This window comes from Isoptericola chiayiensis (assembly GCF_013149805.1).
Lineage (GTDB): Bacteria > Actinomycetota > Actinomycetes > Actinomycetales > Cellulomonadaceae > Isoptericola > Isoptericola chiayiensis.
On record NZ_JABEZT010000004.1, the window covers coordinates 15,662 to 31,778 of the forward strand.

Here is a 16,117-nt window from a genome sequence, read left to right on the forward strand (position 1 = left end):
GCTCAGCCCTCCTTCCGTGCGGTGGAGCCGTTCGTCGTGCCTGCGGTGCCGGCCGGGGACGCGTCCTCGCGCACCGTGCGGCGCTCGATGCGCTTCTCGACGTCGGGGCCGACGACGACCATGCGGTGCACGAACACGCCGGGCAGGTGGACGTCGTCGGGATCGATCTCGCCGGGTTCGACCAGCTCCTCGACCTGGGCCACGCACACGCGGCCGGCCATCGCCGCCAGCGGGGAGAAGTTGCGTGCCGAGCGGTGGAAGACGAGGTTCCCGAACCGGTCGCCCTTCGCGGCGTGCACCAGGGCGAAGTCCGTGCTGATCGCCTTCTCGAGGACGAACTCCTGGTCGTGGACGCCGTCGGCCGCCGCCACGGGGAAGGAGCGGATCTCCTTGGCGGGGCTGCCGACCGCGATCCCGCCGGAGCCGTCGTACCGGCGTGGCAGACCGCCGTCGGCCACCTGCGTGCCGACGCCGGTGCGCGTGTAGAACGCGGCGATGCCCGCCCCGCCGGCGCGCAGCTTCTCGGCGAGCGTGCCCTGCGGGGTGAGCTCGACCTCGAGCTCGCCGGTGAGGAACTGGCGCTCGAACTCCTTGTTCTCGCCGACGTACGACGACGTCATCTTGCGTAGACGTCCGGCGTTCAGCAGCACGCCGAGACCCCAGTCGTCGACGCCGCAGTTGTTGCTCACGACCGACAGGTCGCTCGTGCCCTGGGCCAGCAGCGCCTCGATCAGGGCGATCGGGTTGCCGCACAGGCCGAAACCGCCGACGGCGAGCGACGCGCCGTCCGGGATGTCGGCGACGGCCTCCGCAGCGCTGCCGACGACCTTGTCGAGGCCGGTCGGCTCCGCGGCCGGGGGAAGGGGTGTGCTCATCGGACCTCCTCGTCCTGGGCGCCCAGCAGGGCGCGTGTCTCCGCCGCGACGGCGGCGCTGCCGTCACGGCCCATGATGATCGTGTAGTGGTTGACGTCCGGCACGTCGCGGGGCCGCAGCACCGGGGTCCGCCGGGTCCAGCGTGCCACGTGCGCGGGGTCGTACAGCGGGCTCGGCTCGTCCAGCAGCCCGCGGGGAGCCCGCAGCAGGGTCGTCGGCCGCTCCAGGCGCGCCAGTGCGCTGCCCACGGGTCCGCCGTCGTGCAGGTCGAGGGAGTCGCTGGCGACCGCGTCCGGGTTCGACGCCGGACGCCACCCGTCCGGCGTGGCCACCAGGTCGTAGTCGACGTAGTCCAGCACGGCCGGTCCCCACACCGCGGTGAACGCCGGGTGCTGCGACCAGAAGGATCGGTAGGCCTCGGCGTCGGGGAACGTGCGCCGCAACCGGTCGGCCGCCGGCCCGAGCACGGCGCGCAGCCGCTCGGCGGACGTGGCGTCCGGGGCGAGCCCGGGCGGCTCGGGCAGGGGCACGCCGCCGTCGACGAGCAGCAGACCCGCGACGACCTCGGGGTGCCGGTCGGCGAGGGCCACGGCGACGAAGGCACCCATGGAGTGCCCGACCACCGGCACCGGGCCGTCGGCCACGGCCAGGGCCACCGCGGCGACGTCGTCGGCGTGCCGGGCCATGCCGAAGGGACCGGGCAGGTCGCGGCTGCGTCCCCGGCCGCGCAGGTCGGGCGCCACCACCCGCACCCCGGGGAGCTTCCCGGCCAGCAGCGGCCAGGCCAGGTGCGAGGCGGTGATGCCGTGGACCGCGAGGACCGTCGGGGCGTCGACGAGCGCGGAGCCGGCGTCGTCGACCGGGTCCCACACGCCCACCCGCAGGGCACCGCCGCCGACCGGGACGTCGAGCGTCCGGTAGTGGTGCCCGGGCACGGCGTGCCGGAGCGTGACGGCGTCCGGTGCGGCGGTCACCTGGCGCTCCAGCCGCCGTCGACGGTCCACGAGGCCCCCGTGACCATCCGGGCGGACGGCCCCGCGAGCCAGGCGACCAGCTCGCCGACCTCCGCCGGCTCGGTGAGCCGCTTGATCGCCGACTCGGTCAGCAGCACCTTCTCCAGCACCTCGGACTCGTCGATGCCGTGCACGCGGGCCTGGTCGGCGATCTGCTTCTCGACCAGCGGCGTGCGCACGTAGCCCGGGTTGACGCAGTTGCTGGTCACCCCGTGCGGGCCGCCCTCCAGCGCGGTGACCTTCGACAGTCCCTCCAGGCCGTGCTTGGCCGCCACGTAGGCGGACTTGAACGGCGAGGCGACCAGCCCGTGCACGGAGGAGAGATTGACGACCCGGCCCCAGCCCCGGGCGTACATCGCCGGCAGAGCCGCCCGGATCAGGAGGAACGGCGCCTCGAGCATGATGCGCTGGATGAGACGGAACGCCTCCGGGTCGAACTCCTCGATCGGGCTCACCCGCTGGATGCCGGCGTTGTTGACCAGCACGTCGGCGTCGAGGGTCAGGTCGTCCAGCGCGGCGGTGTCGGCCAGGTCGACCACCCAGGCCTCCCCGTCGACGTCGGCCGCGACCCGCTTCGCCGCCTCCGCGTCCCGGTCCGCCACGACGACGTGGGCCCCGCGGGCGGCCAGCGCCGCCGCGCAGGCCGCGCCGATCCCGCTGCCGCCGCCGGTGACGACGGCACGGCGGCCGTCCAGGTACGTCTCGGTACTCATGCGGACGGTCCTTCCTGGGGCGCCAGCGCCCGCTCGATGAACTGCATGGTTTGGGCGAACACGTCCTCGGGGATCTCCGGGAGCCGGTCGCCCTGGCCCGGTGCGCTCCCGTCGGCCGGGCCGTCGGCCCCGCCCCACAGCACCCAGCGCATCCCGACGATCTCGCCGATGCCCATCAGCGCCCAGGCGGCCACGGTGGGGTCGACGTCGCCGACCTCGCCGTTCGCCCGCGCCTTGTCCAGGCCGGTGACGTACCCCTCGACGATGTTCTGGTAGTGGCGGCGCAGGGCTTCCGGGGCGACGAACTCCGCCTGCCGGATCACCCGGTACAGCGCCGGGTGCTCGGCGGTGAACCGGAAGAACGCGCGGAACCCGGCTCGCTCGGCCTCCAGCCGGTTCGGCGCCTGCGAGCTCGCCTCGTACATGGCGTGGCGCACCCGCTGGTTCAGGTCGTCCACGAGCTCGACGAAGACGGCGTGCTTGCCCTCGAAGTACAGGTAGAAGGTGCCCATCGCGACGCTGGCGGCCTCGGTGATCTTCACGATCGAGGCGTCGTGGTAGCCCAGGTCGGCGAACACCTGCTCGGCCGCGGCGAGGATCTTCGCGCGGGTCCGGTTCCCGCGGGCGGTGCGCGGCGCGTTGCTCATCGGGCCTCCTCGGTGCGGGCACGCAGGGCGTGCCGGGGGATCTTGTGCAGGGACGTGCGGGGCAGCGCGTCGACGAGCGCGAACCGCTGCGGGACCTTGAAGTGCGCGAGCTCGGAGCGGCAGTACGCCTCCAGCTCCTCGGCGTCCGTGGCGTACCCGGCCCGGGGCACGACGAAGGCGTGCCCGACCTCGCCCCACCGGTCGTCGGGCACGCCGACGACGGCCGCCTCGGCGACCCCGGGGTGCCGGTGCAGCACTGTCTCGACCTCGGCCGGGCTGACGTTCTCCCCGCCGACGATGAAGAGGTCCTTGAGGCGGTCCACGATCCGGTGGTAGCCGTCGGCGTCCCGCTCGACCAGGTCCCCGGTGCGCAGCCAGCCGCCCGCGAACGCCTCCGCCGTGGCCCGCGGGTCGCGGAAGTACCCGGCGAACAAGCCCGGCCCCCGCACCAGCAGCTCGCCGGTGGCGGCGCCGTCCAGGTGCTCGCCGGTGGCCGGGTCGGCGATCGCGACGTCCACGTGCGGGTACGGCTTGCCGGCCGAGCCGGGGCGCTCGCGGGCCTCGTCGTCGGGCAGGCACAGCACGTTCGGCCCGGCCTCGGTGAGGCCGTACCCCTGGGTCAGGGCGACGCCGCGGCGGTGCCACGTGCGCAGCAGCGGCTCCGGCATCGGCGCCCCGCCGACGACGGCGGTGCGCAGCGAGGTCAGGTCGGTGCGGGCGAAGCCGGGGTGCTCGGCCAGGAGCAGGTACTGGGTGGGCACGCCCATCATGGTGGTGACGTGCCGCTCGGCGATCAGCCGGAGCACCCGCTCGGGCTCGAAGGTGCGCTCGAGCACGACAGTGGCGCCGCTCCACCAGGCCAGCAGGGGCTGGATGTTCCACCCGCCCGCGTGGAACTGGGGCAGCACGCTGAGGACGACGTCGTCGTGCGACATCTCCACCGTGCGCGAGAACGCCAGGTTGGTCCAGAAGCAGCTGGCGTGGGTCAGCACCGCGCCCTTGGACCGGCCCGCCGTGCCCGAGGTGAACAGGAGCAGCAAGGGGTCGTCGTCCTGCACGGCGCGCTGCTCGGCGATCCCGTCGTCCCGGCGCCGGGAGGGCGGCGGCACCGCGGCCTCGACGCCGGAGCGGCCCAGCCCGGTGGTGCGCGGGGGCAGGACGAGCCGGTCGAGCGCCGCCGCGGCCAGGGTGGCGAACTCCTGCTCCACGAGCACGAGAGCGGGGTCGGCGCGGTCGATCTGGTCGGCGAGCTCGCGGGGGGAGGAGCGCCACGACAGCGGGGCGAGCACCAGTCCCGCCTGGGCGCAGGCGAAGAACAGCACGACCTGGTCGGCGCTGTTGCCGGTGACGGTGGCGATGCGGTCGCCGATGCCGTAGCCGGCCTCGCGCAGCGCGCCGGCGAGCTGCGTGGCCCGGTCGTCGAGCTCGGCGTAGGTGAGCGTCACACCGCGGTCGTCGACGGCGACGCGGCGCGGCGTCGAGGTCGCCCGGTCGCGCGTCCAGCGCCCCAGCGTGTGCAGCCCCGTCATGCCGACTCCTCGATCGTGTCCCTTGCGACCTCGCGCTGCCGGTCCCGGTTCCGGCCGGACCGGTGGGCCAGCCGCTGCGCCGCGCCGGCGATGCCGCCGGGCAGGAACAGCACCACGAGGACGAACAACGTTCCCAGGATGAACAGCGGTTCGCTCAGGGGCACGCGCAGGACGGACGGCAGCCCGGCGATCGCCTCGGAGGCGGCCAGCGCGCCGAGCCGCTGGTCGAGCAACGTGTACAGCACGCCGCCGACGACGGCGCCCCACCGGGACCCGACCCCGCCGAGGACGACCATGACCAGGAGCGTGAGCGTGAAGTCGGCCGACGTCACCCGCGGGACGGCACCGGACTGCAGCAGCAGGTAGGCCATGCCCACCGCGGTGGCCAGCGTGGCGGCGACGACGAAGACGAGCAGCTTGACCAGGTAGGGACGGCCGCCGACGACGCGCACGCGCATCTCGTTCTCGCGGGTCGCCGCGGCCACGTGGCCGGCTCGGGAGCGCTCGACCCACAGCACGATCGCGTAGACCACGACCAGCACCGCGAGGGCGAGCCAGTAGAGGTTGCGGGTGTTGGCGACGCCCACGAGGACGTCGGGGACGTGCGTGGTGTCCAGGGCGAGCCCTTCCTCGCCGCCGGTGGCACCGGCCGGGTTGCGGCGCACCAGCACGTTGCCCGCCTGGGCGAACGCGAGGGTGACCATCGCGAACGAGATCCCGGTGACCCGCAGCGAGATCGCCCCGACGACGTGCGCGACGGCGATGCCGCCGACGAGCACGACGCAGGCGGCCGGCAGCAGCGGCAGGTCCGTGCGGTCCAGCACGATCGCGAGTCCGTAGACCCCGACGGCGAAGTACAGCGCGTGCCCGAAGCTCAGCAGCCCGGCGACGCCGAACAGCAGGTGGTAGCTCAAGGCCAGGGCCCCGACGAGGAGCGCCAGCGCGAGCACCTGCAGGGTGCCCGGGGTGTAGGTGGGCCCCGGCAGCACGCCGGGCAGGGAGATGGCGAGCAGCGGCAGGCAGGCGAGCAGGACGACGAGCGCGAGCCCGGTCGCGAGCGGGACCCACCGCCGTCGTGCCGCGCCCCGAGCGCCGTCGTCGGCGGGCAGCGGTGCGGTCTCGTCGGACCGGGACGAGGCCTGCTGGGTGGTCGGCGTGGTGGTCATGCTCTCCTCCCGAGGAGGCCGGAGGGACGGACGAGCAGCACGAGCGCCAGGAGCAGGACGACCACGAGGTCGCCGTAGCCCCAGTAGTAGTTGGCGAACTGCTGCAGGACCGCGACGAGGACGGCGGCGACCGCGGCGCCGGTCAGCGACCCGAGCCCGCCGATGACGGTGACGATGAAGGCGAAGATGAGCAGCTGGGCGCCCAGGTGCGGAGACACGTAGCCGAAGTACTGCGAGGCGAGCACCCCGCCGAGGCCCGCGGCCGCGCCGCCGACGGCGAACACCAGCGTGAACGCCTTGCGGACGTCGATGCCCAGCGCCGTGACCATGGCGCGGTTCTCCACGCCGGCCCGGATGATCAGGCCGAAGCGCGTGTAGCGCAGGAACAGCACGATGCCGATGAGGACGAGGACGGCCGCACCGATCGCGAGGAACCTGTCGTTGGGGACGGGGGCGCCGGCGACGTCGGTGGTGCCGCGCAGCCAGGCGGGACCCTCGATGAACTCGGGGTCCGACCCCCAGGTCCCCTCGAACAGCGCCACGGTCGCCAGCGCGAGGCCGACGGTGACCAGGACCTGCTCGATGTGGCGTTCGTAGAGGCGCCGGACCAGCAGCAGCTCGGTCAGGGCGGCGAACGCGGCCCCGACGGCGGCGCCCACGACGAGCGCGAGGCCGAAGACTCCCCAGCTGTCGGCGCCGAGCCGACGGGCCACCTCCCACCCGGCAAAGGCGCCGAGGGTCAGGAACGAGCCGTGGGCGAAGTTCAGCACGCCCATCAGCCCGTAGATGAGCGACAGCCCGGAGGCGACGAGGAAGTACAGCGCACCGAGGCCGAGCCCGGTGATCAGCAGCAGGACGATCGTGCTCATGCGGCGTTCTCCGAGGTGTGCACGCCCAGCAGGCGCTGGATGCGGTCGGGGTCGTCGAGCAGCTCGGCGGCGTCGCCGGTGTGCACCACGCGGCCGGCGTCGATGACGACCACGGTGGTGGCGAGTCGTTCGATGACCTCGAGGTTCTGCTCGACCAGGAGCACCGGAGCGGTCGCGGCCGCCTCGGCCAGCGCTGTGGCGACCTGCCCGACGATCTTGGGCGCGAGGCCCTTGGTCGGCTCGTCGACGAGGAGGAGGCGGTTGTCGTTGAGCAGCGCCCGGGCCAGGGAGACCATCTGCTGCTGCCCGCCGGAGAGCGTGCCCGCGCGCTGCGCGGAACGCCGGACCAGGTCGGGGAACAGGTCGGCGACGAGCTCGCGGCGCGGGGCGGCGTCGCGTTCGGCCAGGCGCAGGTTCTCCGCGACCGTCAGCCCCGCGAAGACCTCGCGGTCCTCGGGGACGTAGCCGACGCCGCGGCGCACGATGCGGTCGGTGCTCAGCCGGTCGATGCGCTCGCCGGCGAGGGTCACCTCGCCGGTGCGGGCGTAGAGACCGAGGAGCGCCTTGAGGGTGGACGTCTTGCCGACGCCGTTCCGGCCGAGGACGGCCGTGACGCCGGTCGCGGGGACGTCGAAGGTGACGTCCTCGACGACCTGCTGGCCGGCGACGGTGGCGCGCAGGTTCGTCACGCGCAGGATCGGCTCGGTCACGCGACGTCTCCCAGGTAGGCGCTCTGGACGGTGGGGTCGGACATCACGGCCTCCGGGGTGTCGTAGGCGAGCAGCTCGCCGTGGTGCATGACGGCGACCCGGTCGACGAGCCCGAGGACGACGTCCATGTGGTGCTCGACCATGAGCACCGTGCGGCCGCTGCGGTGCAGGCGGCGGATGACCTCGCTCAGCCCGGGCACGTCCGAGGAGGACACCCCGGCCATGGGCTCGTCGAGCAGGATGACGCTCGGGTCGGTGGCCAGCAGGACGGCGATCTCGAGCTTGCGCTTGTCCCCGTGGGAGAGGTCGCCGGCCGCGACGCCGAGGCGGTGCTCCAGGCCCACCTCGGCGAGGTGCTCGACGGCACGCCGGGTGGCGGCGTCGCGCCGGTGCGGGAACGCCAGCACCGACAGGCTGCGCCCGAGATGCATCTGGGCGGCGAGCCGGACGTTCTCGAGCACGTCGAGACGGGGGAAGACGCTGGAGGTCTGGAAGGTGCGGCCCAGCCCGGCACGGGCCCGCCGGGCGACCGGGTCGCCGGTGACGTCGCGGCCGTCGATGCGGACCGTGCCCGTCGTGGGGCGCAGGACTCCCGAGACGAGGTTGAACAGCGTCGTCTTGCCGGCACCATTGGGGCCGATGACGCCGATCATCTCGCCCGGCGCGACCTCGAGTGTCACGTCGTGCAGGATCTGCGCGCCACCGATGCGCAGGCCGAGGCCGTGGGTGGCGAGGGCGGGCACGTCCGTGCCGGGCTGGTGGTGCGGCATCGTCAGTCGGCCTCCGGCGGCGCGACCGCGTCGGCGGGCACCTCGTCGACGAGCTCGGGCATCCAGGAGCCGTCGGTCTCGACCAGGCCGACCTGGTACATCGGCTGCAGCACCGCGTGGTCGGACTCGCGGATCGTCGTCGAGCCCTTGGGCCCGTCGAACGTCCAGCCCTCCAGCGCGCCGACCATGGCGTCGACGTCGTCGCCGCCCTCGGCGATCGCGTGCACGATCATCTGCGCCGCGACGAACCCGTCGGGGGTGAACAGGTCGGGCGTCCCGCCGGCCTCCTCGACCGCCGCGACCATGGCGTCGTTGACCTCGTTGTCCGGGGCACCGGGGAAGTAGTGGTTGAGGAAGTCGACCTTGGCCGCGGCGTCGCCGTAGGCGTCGAACGTGGCCGCGTCGCCGAGGCCGGTGACCACGGTGGTGGCGTCCAGGACGCCCTGCTGGTCGAGGCCCTCCCACATCGCGCCCGACGACGCGCCCGCCCAGGCGACGAAGACGAGGTCGGGGTCGGCGTCGATCACCTGGCGGGCGAACGGCGTGAACTCGGTGGCGTCCTCGGGCACGAGGATGCTGTCGACCTTGGCGCCCTGGGCGCCGAGGACGCCGTCGACGGCGGCGAGGTTGCCCTGGCCGAACGCGTTGTCCTGGGCGAAGACGAGCACCTTCGCGCCGTCCGGGTCGACGAACGTGCCGGCCGTGGCGACGTCCTGCAGCGACTGCCGGCCGGAGCGGAACGTGTAGTCGTTGATGCCGGTGATCGCGTCGGCGGCGGCCGGGCCGGAGACGTAGAGCACCTGGTTCTGCTCGGCCTGCTCGGCGAGCTTGAGCGCGATGCCGGAGGAGACCGTGCCACCCATGATCTGCACGCCCTGGCCGATGAGGTCCTTGGCGTGGTTGACGGCCTTGTCCGGGTCACCGGCGTCGTCGAGGTAGGTGACCTCGATCGGCTGCCCGTCGACCTCGCCGGTGCCGTCGGTCGCGTGGTCCAGGCCGGCCTCGAAGCCCTGGTGGTAGGCCTCGCCGTAGGCGGCGAGCGGTCCGGTCTTGGAGTAGATGATGCCGACCTCGACGGGGTCGGCCGCGGCGCTCTCGCCGCCGTCGTCGGTGCCGCCGACCCCGCCGTCCGCCGGTGCGCACGCCGCGAGCGCGAACACCGTGACGGCAGTGGTGGCCAGTGCGAGGGACTTCTTCGTGACCCGCATGACTCTGCCCTTCGTTGGGTTCTCACCCGTCGAACATGACAGGTGATTCAGGTATGAGGATCTTGTCGGGAGAGGCGTCCGGATGTCAAGACGGCCTGGGCCGTGGCAGGGTCACGATCCGATCACGGGCGCGGCTCGCACCTGCGCGGCACAGACAAAGCTGTGGGCGCACTTCTCGGGGTCCGGCACCGGGATGAACCGGGCGGAACGGGCCGAGAAGTGCGCCCACAGCGTGGAGGGGGAGCGTGGCCGAGAACTCAGTGGTCCTTGCGGTCCTCCTCGTCACCGATGAACGTCGTGACCTCGTCGGGCAGGTCGTCGCGGTTCATGTCCGGGCCGCGGTCCTGCTTGGCGTCCCAGCGCAGGGTGAGGGCACCGAGCGTCGCCGCGACGACGGAGCCGATGAGGATGGCGGCCTTGGCGCCGAGCGTGTGCTCGGAGCCCTCGCCGAACGACAGCTCGGCGATCAGCAGCGACACCGTGAACCCGATGCCGGCCAGGAAGGCCACCGGCAGCAGGTCGCGCACGCCGATGCCCGCGGCCAGCCGTAGCGGCGTGACGCGGGTGACGAGCCAGGTGGTGCCCAGGATGCCGAGCAGCTTGCCGAGCACCAGGCCCGCGACGATCGCGAAGACGACCGGCTGGGACAGGATCTCGGCCGGGCCTCCGCCGTCGACCAGGTTCACCCCGGCCGAGAAGAAGGCGAAGATCGGCAGCGCCAGGCCCTGCGACCACGGCTTGACGGCGTGCTCGTAGTGCGTGGTGCGGGCCACGTCCTCGCCGTGCGTGGGCTTCGCGGCGACGGTGAAGCCCATCAGCACGCCGGCCACGGTGGCGTGCACGCCCGAGGCGTGCATGAGCGCCCAGCCGACGAAGAAGATCGGGATGAGCAGCCACCACCGCGGGTTGCGCGTCCGGACGTACCAGCCGAACAGGGCGATGACGGCGAAGGACCCGAGGAGCGGGAGGAACTTGATCTCGTCGGTGTAGAACACGGCGATCACCGTGATGGCCAGCAGGTCGTCGACGACGGCGAGCGTCAGCAGGAACGTGCGGATCGCGACCGGCAGGCCCTTGCCGAAGACGGCGAGGACCGCCACGGCGAAGGCGATGTCGGTGGCCGTCGGGATGGCCCAGCCGTGCAGGGCGCCGGAGTCGCCGAGGGTGATCACCATGACGGCGTAGATGATCGCCGGGACGGCCATGCCGCCCACGGCCGCGAGCATCGGCACGCCGGCCTGCTTGGGGTTGCGCAGCGAACCGGCGACGAACTCCTGCTTGAGCTCGAGGCCGACGACGAAGAAGAAGATCGCCAGCAGGCCGTCGGCCGCCCACTTGGCGAGCGTCAGGTCGAGGTGGACGTAGACCGGACCGATGTACTCGGGGCCGACGTGGGTCTGCGCGAGGGTCTCGTAGGCGTCCCGCCAGGGGGAGTTCGCGAAGACCAGGGCCAGGATGGCGGCCCCGATGAGCAGGGCTCCGCCGGTGGTCTCCTTCGAGACCCAGTGCGCCAGGCGGGCTCCGGGGGACTGTCGGGTGTCGGTGCTCAGGATGGGCTCCAGACGTCTCGTGGCGTGCAACGGTGGCCGGCGTCCCAGCCGGCGCCGCCGACCAGTCTTCCCGGCTCGCCCTGCCGCACAGGATACCGGCCGGGTGCCGGGTCGCCGGACCGGTCAGGGCGTGAGACCGGTCATCTGCTGCAGGCGCAGCACGGTGCGCCAGTTGCGACCGGTGGTCCACGGGCCCGTGGCGCGGTCCAGGCGCGCGCTCGTCAGCCGGCTTCGGCCGATCCCCGCGGTGTAGTGCACGTACAGCGCGCCGTGCGCGGTGGCGAGGTGCTCGGGACCGTCGTGCGCCGCGGCGAGGCGGGCGACGCCGTCGTCGTCCACGGGCTCCGGTCCCAGGTGCAGCTGCAGGTGGCCCGGATCGTCCCGCGCGACGGCGGGGAACGGGTTCGCCGCGACGAGGTCGGCCCAGCGTGCCGCGGGCACGACGGCCAGCGGCACAGCGTCGCCCACGCGGGCGGCCAGCGCCGCGGTCAGTTCGACCTCTAGGCGCGCCACGCCGTCGGCCCCCGTGCTTCCGCCCTCCGACGTCGCCACGAGGTTGCCGCTGGTGGCGTACGTGGCGGCGTCGCGCAGCCCGACGCCGGCCGCCGCGGCACGCAGGTCCGCCGCGGACACCCGCCGGTGCCCGCCGACGTTCACCCCGCGCAGCAGCACCACGTAGACCGTCACGCGACCATCGTGCCCCGACGCGGGCTCGCGTGCCGTCCGGATCACCGCGGTGTGAACTGTTGATGACGAGTTCGCGACGCGCCGCCGTTGTGGCGTCCGTCACCGCTGCGCGGTCGTAACGTGAGCCGCAGGACACCCACCCAGGGCGTCCCCGGGAGGCCAACCGATGGAGTGCTCGCTCCGCGCAGGAGGGCCGGCCCCGGTCCTCGCGCCCGTGGCGGCGCTCCGGACCGGTCGCCCGCCCCGCCCACCATCCCGCTCTGCGCGAGGGAGCACACCGTGGCCCACACCGACATCCCCAGCACCGACCGGCGGACGTTCGTCATCGACACGTCCGTCCTGCTGTCCGACCCGCGGGCGATCCACCGCTTCGCCGAGCACGACGTCGTGCTCCCCGTCGTCGTCGTCACCGAGCTCGAGGCCAAGCGGCACCACGCCGAGCTCGGCTACTTCGCGCGCAGCGCGTTGCGGGCTCTCGACGACCTGCGGATCGAGAACGGCCGGCTGGACGCACCGATCCCCATCGGGTCCGACGGCGGCACCCTGCGCGTCGAGCTGAACCACACCGACCCGCAGGTCCTGCCGGCTGGGTTCCGGCTCGGGGACAACGACACCCGGATCCTGTCGGTGGCCGCCAACCTCGCCGCGGAGGGGCGTGACGTCACCGTCGTGTCCAAGGACCTGCCCATGCGGGTCAAGGCGTCCGCCGTCGGGCTGCGCGCCGAGGAGTACCGCCACGAGCTCGCCGTCGACTCCGGCTGGACGGGCATGCGCGAGCTGGCCGTCACCGACGACCAGATGGCCGCGCTGTACGACGGCACCGAGCTCGAGCTCGCCGCCCTGGACCCGCAGGTCGTGGCCGACGCCTCGCCCCTGCTGTGCCACACCGGCCTGGTGATCCAGGCGGCGGGGGGCTCGGCGCTCGGGCGCGTCACCGCCGACAAGCGCATCCGGCTGGTGCGCGGCGACCAGGACGTGTTCGGCGTGCACGGGCGGTCGGCCGAGCAGCGCGTCGCGATCGACCTGCTGCTCGACCCGGACGTCGGGATCATGTCGATGGGCGGCCGCGCGGGGACGGGTAAGTCTGCGCTCGCCCTGTGCGCCGGGCTGGAGGCCGTGCTCGAGCGGCGCCAGCACCGCAAGATCCTGGTGTTCCGGCCGCTGTACGCCGTCGGCGGGCAGGAGCTCGGCTACCTGCCCGGCACCGAGTCCGAGAAGATGAACCCGTGGGCGCAGGCGGTCTACGACACGCTCGGCGCGCTGGTCTCCCCGTCCGTCGTCGACGAGGTCATCGACCGCGAGATGCTCGAGGTGCTGCCCCTGACCCACATCCGGGGCCGGTCGCTGCACGACGCGTTCGTCATCGTCGACGAGGCCCAGTCCCTGGAGCGCAACGTGCTGCTGACCGTGCTGTCGCGCGTGGGGCAGGGGTCCCGGGTGGTGCTCACCCACGACGTCGCTCAGCGGGACAACTTGCGGGTGGGGCGGCACGACGGCGTCGCGGCGGTGATCGAGGCGATGAAGGGGCACCCGCTGTTCGCGCACGTGACCCTGACCCGCTCCGAGCGCTCTCCGGTGGCGGCGCTGGTCACGGAGATGCTGGAGGGCCTGGAGATCTGACCGGGGGTGGGACGGCGACGAGGCGCGCTGCCGCGTGGAACCCCCCAGCCCCGCGCACCGGCAGCGCGCCTCTCGCCGTACAGGACGACCATATCAGGTGAGGTAAGGCTTACCAAAGCCCCTGTCCGTCTGGCGAGACAGGCGCGCGGCCGGTCGCTCTCGAAGCGCTGTGGGCGCACTTTCTGTGGCTCGATATCATGCCGAAGCGGTTATATCGGGCCAAAAAGTGCGCCCACAGCGGACGAGGATGCGGTCAGGCCTGGGGCGGACGCGTCATCGACAGCACGTCGAGCGCCTCGTCGAGCTGGGCCTCGGTGACCTCGCCGCGCTCGACGAACCCGAGAGCCACCACGGCCTCGCGCACCGTGATGCCCTCGGCGACGGCCTTCTTCGCGACCTTCGCCGCCGCCTCGTAGCCGATGACGCGGTTCAGCGGCGTGACGATCGACGGCGACGACTCGGCGAACGCCCGCGCCCGCTCCTCGTTCGCCGTCAGGCCGTCCACCGTCTTGTCCGCCAGCACGCGCGACGCGTTCGACAGCAGGCGGATCGACTCCAGGACGCCCTGGGCGATCACCGGGATCTGCACGTTCAGCTCGAACGTGCCCGTGGCGCCGGCCCACGCGACCGTCGCGTCGTTGCCGACCACACGCGCGGCGACCATCAGCACCGCCTCCGGGATCACCGGGTTGACCTTGCCCGGCATGATCGAGCTGCCCGGCTGCAGGTCCGGGATCGCGATCTCGCCGAGACCGGTGTTGGGCCCGGAGCCCATCCAGCGCAGGTCGTTGCAGATCTTGGTCACCGACACCGCGATGGTGCGCAGCGCGCCGGACAGCTCGACCAGCCCGTCCCGGGCCGACTGCGCCTCGAAGTGGTCGCGCGCCTCGCTCAGCGGCAGGCCCGTGTCCTCGCGCAGCAGCTCGATCACGCGCTGCGGGAACCCGGCCGGGGTGTTGATGCCGGTCCCGACGGCGGTGCCGCCCAGGGGGACCTCGGCGGCCCGGGGGAGCGCGGCCTCCACGCGCTCGATGCCGTAGCGGATCGCCGCGGCGTACCCGCCGAACTCCTGACCCAGGGTGACGGGCGTCGCGTCCATGAGGTGCGTGCGGCCCGACTTCACCACGCCGGCGAACTCCGCGGCCTTCGCCTCCAGGGCCTCGGCCAGGTGCGCCAGCGCCGGGACCAGGTCCCGCACGACGCCGGCGGTGGCGGCCACGTGCACCGACGTCGGGAACACGTCGTTCGAGGACTGCGAGGCGTTGACGTGGTCGTTCGGGTGAACGTCGCGACCCAGGGTCTGCGTGGCCAGCGTGGCCAGCACCTCGTTGGTGTTCATGTTCGACGACGTCCCCGAACCGGTCTGGAAGACGTCGACCGGGAAGTGCTCGTCCAGCTCGCCCGAGGCGACCCGGTCGGCGGCCGCGGCGATGGCGTCCGCGACGTCGCGGTCGAGCACGCCGAGCTCGGCGTTGGTCAGTGCCGCGGCCTTCTTCACCCGCGCCAGGGCCTCGATGTGCCCCCGCTCCAGGGGGGTGCCCGAGATCGGGAAGTTCTCGACCGCGCGCTGCGTCTGGGCGCGGTACAGGGCGTGGGCGGGGACACGGACCTCGCCCATCGTGTCGTGCTCGATGCGGTACTCGGTCGCGGGCGCGGCGGCGCCACCGGCGGCGGTGTCGGAAGTCATGCGTCTATCGTGCCGCACCCGCGCGGCGGGCAACGTGTGAGAGGGGTCACGCCGTCGGGCCGTGACACGGCGTCGCGTCCCGACGGCGGCCCCGACCGGTCGCTACCGGTCAGCCGAGCGGCTCCTCGCCGACGTCGCCGGCCACCTCGATCAGCCGGGCCGAACCCTCGGCCAGGTCGTACTCCACCCCGACGATCGCCAGCCTGCCCTCGGCCACCGCGGCGTCCAGGGCGCGCGAGTAGCCGCGCAGGGCGCCCACGGTGTGCCGCACGTGCGCGGTGCGCAGCCGGTCCGCGAACGGGGTGCCGTCGTCGCCGTCGGCCGAGGTCACCGCCCCCGACCCGGCGAGCCCGGCGATCGACGGGATCACCTTGTCCACCACGGACCGCACGAACCCGGGCGGCTGCTCGCCGGTCTGCAGGGTCTGCGCCGTCGCCTTGACCGCGCCGCAGGAGTCGTGACCGAGCACCACCACGAGCGGGGTGCCGAGGACGTCGACGCCGAACTCGATCGAGCCCAGGACCGTGGTGTCGACGACGTGCCCCGCGGTGCGGACCACGAACACGTCGCCGAGGCCCTGGTCGAAGATGATCTCGGCCGCCACCCGGGAGTCGGAGCACCCGAAGATCACCGTGTGCGGGTGCTGCGCGGACGCCAGCTCACGACGCCGGGCGGCACCCTGGGAGGGGTGCGCGGGCTCGTCACGGACGAAGCGGTCGTTGCCGGACCGCAGCTCTGCCCAGGCCTCACGGGGTGTCATGCATCCTCCATCGTCGTCGCCGGACTCCCGGCGGGTCGTCAGTCGGTCTCCGCGCCGGAGGTCGACCGGGCCGCCTCCAGCCGCTCGCGAGCGCCGTCGAGCCACTCCTGGCAGCGGGCGGCCAGCGCCTCGCCCCGTTCCCACAGGGCGAGCGACGTCTCCAGGGGCTCGCCGCCGGCCTCGAGCCGGGACACCACCTGGACCAGCTCGTCGCGCGCCTCCTCGTAGGACAGGGTGGCCACGTCACGGGACTCGTTCTGCTCGCTCACGAGGGACAGTCAACCGCACGCCGCCGACATCGTGCCCGCCCGTC

At 73.3% G+C, this 16,117-nt stretch carries 16 protein-coding genes; 1 reads left to right on the forward strand and 15 read right to left on the reverse strand.

Translation table 11 applies throughout. From position 1 onward, the window contains the following. Positions 1 to 2: 2 nt before the first annotated feature. From HDG68_RS09335 to HDG68_RS09390, 12 genes are all read right to left on the reverse strand, one after another. On the reverse strand, positions 3 to 875 hold the full coding sequence (locus HDG68_RS09335; protein WP_172151469.1) for a CoA transferase subunit A: 873 nt from the start codon (positions 873 to 875) through the stop codon (positions 3 to 5). Then, positions 872 to 1,849, reverse strand: a complete 978-nt coding sequence (locus tag HDG68_RS09340; protein WP_343037511.1) for an alpha/beta fold hydrolase — start codon at positions 1,847 to 1,849, stop codon at positions 872 to 874. The genes HDG68_RS09335 and HDG68_RS09340 overlap by 4 nt, the downstream gene beginning before the upstream one ends. Then, positions 1,846 to 2,601, reverse strand: a complete 756-nt coding sequence (locus tag HDG68_RS09345; protein ID WP_172151470.1) for a 3-hydroxybutyrate dehydrogenase — start codon at positions 2,599 to 2,601, stop codon at positions 1,846 to 1,848. Before HDG68_RS09345 ends, HDG68_RS09340 begins: the two co-directional genes overlap by 4 nt. Then, positions 2,598 to 3,248 (reverse strand): TetR/AcrR family transcriptional regulator, encoded by a 651-nt coding sequence (locus tag HDG68_RS09350; RefSeq protein WP_172151471.1) that lies wholly within the window; start codon positions 3,246 to 3,248, stop codon positions 2,598 to 2,600. Before HDG68_RS09350 ends, HDG68_RS09345 begins: the two co-directional genes overlap by 4 nt. After that, the gene (locus HDG68_RS09355; protein ID WP_172151472.1) at positions 3,245 to 4,777 is read right to left on the reverse strand and encodes a class I adenylate-forming enzyme family protein; all 1,533 of its coding nucleotides are present in this window, start codon (positions 4,775 to 4,777) and stop codon (positions 3,245 to 3,247) included. The genes HDG68_RS09350 and HDG68_RS09355 overlap by 4 nt, the downstream gene beginning before the upstream one ends. After that, entirely contained in the window at positions 4,774 to 5,943 is a 1,170-nt protein-coding gene (locus HDG68_RS09360) for a branched-chain amino acid ABC transporter permease (RefSeq protein ID WP_172151473.1), read from the reverse strand. Before HDG68_RS09360 ends, HDG68_RS09355 begins: the two co-directional genes overlap by 4 nt. Then, positions 5,940 to 6,812 (reverse strand): branched-chain amino acid ABC transporter permease, encoded by an 873-nt coding sequence (locus HDG68_RS09365; RefSeq protein WP_172151474.1) that lies wholly within the window; start codon positions 6,810 to 6,812, stop codon positions 5,940 to 5,942. The genes HDG68_RS09360 and HDG68_RS09365 overlap by 4 nt, the downstream gene beginning before the upstream one ends. Then, on the reverse strand, positions 6,809 to 7,522 hold the full coding sequence (locus HDG68_RS09370) for an ATP-binding cassette domain-containing protein (RefSeq protein WP_172151475.1): 714 nt from the start codon (positions 7,520 to 7,522) through the stop codon (positions 6,809 to 6,811). The genes HDG68_RS09365 and HDG68_RS09370 overlap by 4 nt, the downstream gene beginning before the upstream one ends. Next, the gene (locus HDG68_RS09375) at positions 7,519 to 8,292 is read right to left on the reverse strand and encodes an ABC transporter ATP-binding protein (RefSeq protein ID WP_172151477.1); all 774 of its coding nucleotides are present in this window, start codon (positions 8,290 to 8,292) and stop codon (positions 7,519 to 7,521) included. Before HDG68_RS09375 ends, HDG68_RS09370 begins: the two co-directional genes overlap by 4 nt. Positions 8,293 to 8,294: 2 nt before the next feature. Further along, complete coding sequence (locus HDG68_RS09380) at positions 8,295 to 9,500, reverse strand: substrate-binding domain-containing protein (RefSeq protein WP_172151479.1); 1,206 nt, start codon at positions 9,498 to 9,500, stop codon at positions 8,295 to 8,297. A 257-nt stretch (positions 9,501 to 9,757) separates the two neighbouring features. Then, positions 9,758 to 11,080 (reverse strand): Na+/H+ antiporter NhaA, encoded by a 1,323-nt coding sequence (nhaA, locus tag HDG68_RS09385; RefSeq protein WP_172151481.1) that lies wholly within the window; start codon positions 11,078 to 11,080, stop codon positions 9,758 to 9,760. Between the two features lie 93 nt (positions 11,081 to 11,173). Beyond that, positions 11,174 to 11,737 (reverse strand): DUF1697 domain-containing protein, encoded by a 564-nt coding sequence (locus tag HDG68_RS09390; RefSeq protein ID WP_172151483.1) that lies wholly within the window; start codon positions 11,735 to 11,737, stop codon positions 11,174 to 11,176. A gap of 279 nt (positions 11,738 to 12,016) precedes the next feature. On the opposite strand from HDG68_RS09390, the gene phoH2 reads away from it, so the two are divergent. Next, positions 12,017 to 13,357: an RNA 5'-3' helicase PhoH2 gene (phoH2, locus tag HDG68_RS09395; RefSeq protein WP_343037512.1), complete on the forward strand. Its 1,341-nt coding sequence runs from the start codon at positions 12,017 to 12,019 to the stop codon at positions 13,355 to 13,357. A gap of 253 nt (positions 13,358 to 13,610) precedes the next feature. Here the strand turns inward: phoH2 and HDG68_RS09400 are convergent, their stop codons facing one another. The 3 genes from HDG68_RS09400 to HDG68_RS09410 all read right to left on the reverse strand — a co-directional run bounded on the left by HDG68_RS09400 (position 13,611) and on the right by HDG68_RS09410 (position 16,073). After that, positions 13,611 to 15,044, reverse strand: a complete 1,434-nt coding sequence (locus tag HDG68_RS09400; protein WP_172151485.1) for a class II fumarate hydratase — start codon at positions 15,042 to 15,044, stop codon at positions 13,611 to 13,613. Positions 15,045 to 15,153: 109 nt separating this feature from the next. Next, positions 15,154 to 15,804: a carbonic anhydrase gene (locus HDG68_RS09405; protein ID WP_172151487.1), complete on the reverse strand. Its 651-nt coding sequence runs from the start codon at positions 15,802 to 15,804 to the stop codon at positions 15,154 to 15,156. A gap of 38 nt (positions 15,805 to 15,842) precedes the next feature. Next, positions 15,843 to 16,073, reverse strand: a complete 231-nt coding sequence (locus HDG68_RS09410; protein ID WP_172151489.1) for an exodeoxyribonuclease VII small subunit — start codon at positions 16,071 to 16,073, stop codon at positions 15,843 to 15,845. Positions 16,074 to 16,117: the final 44 nt, after the last annotated feature.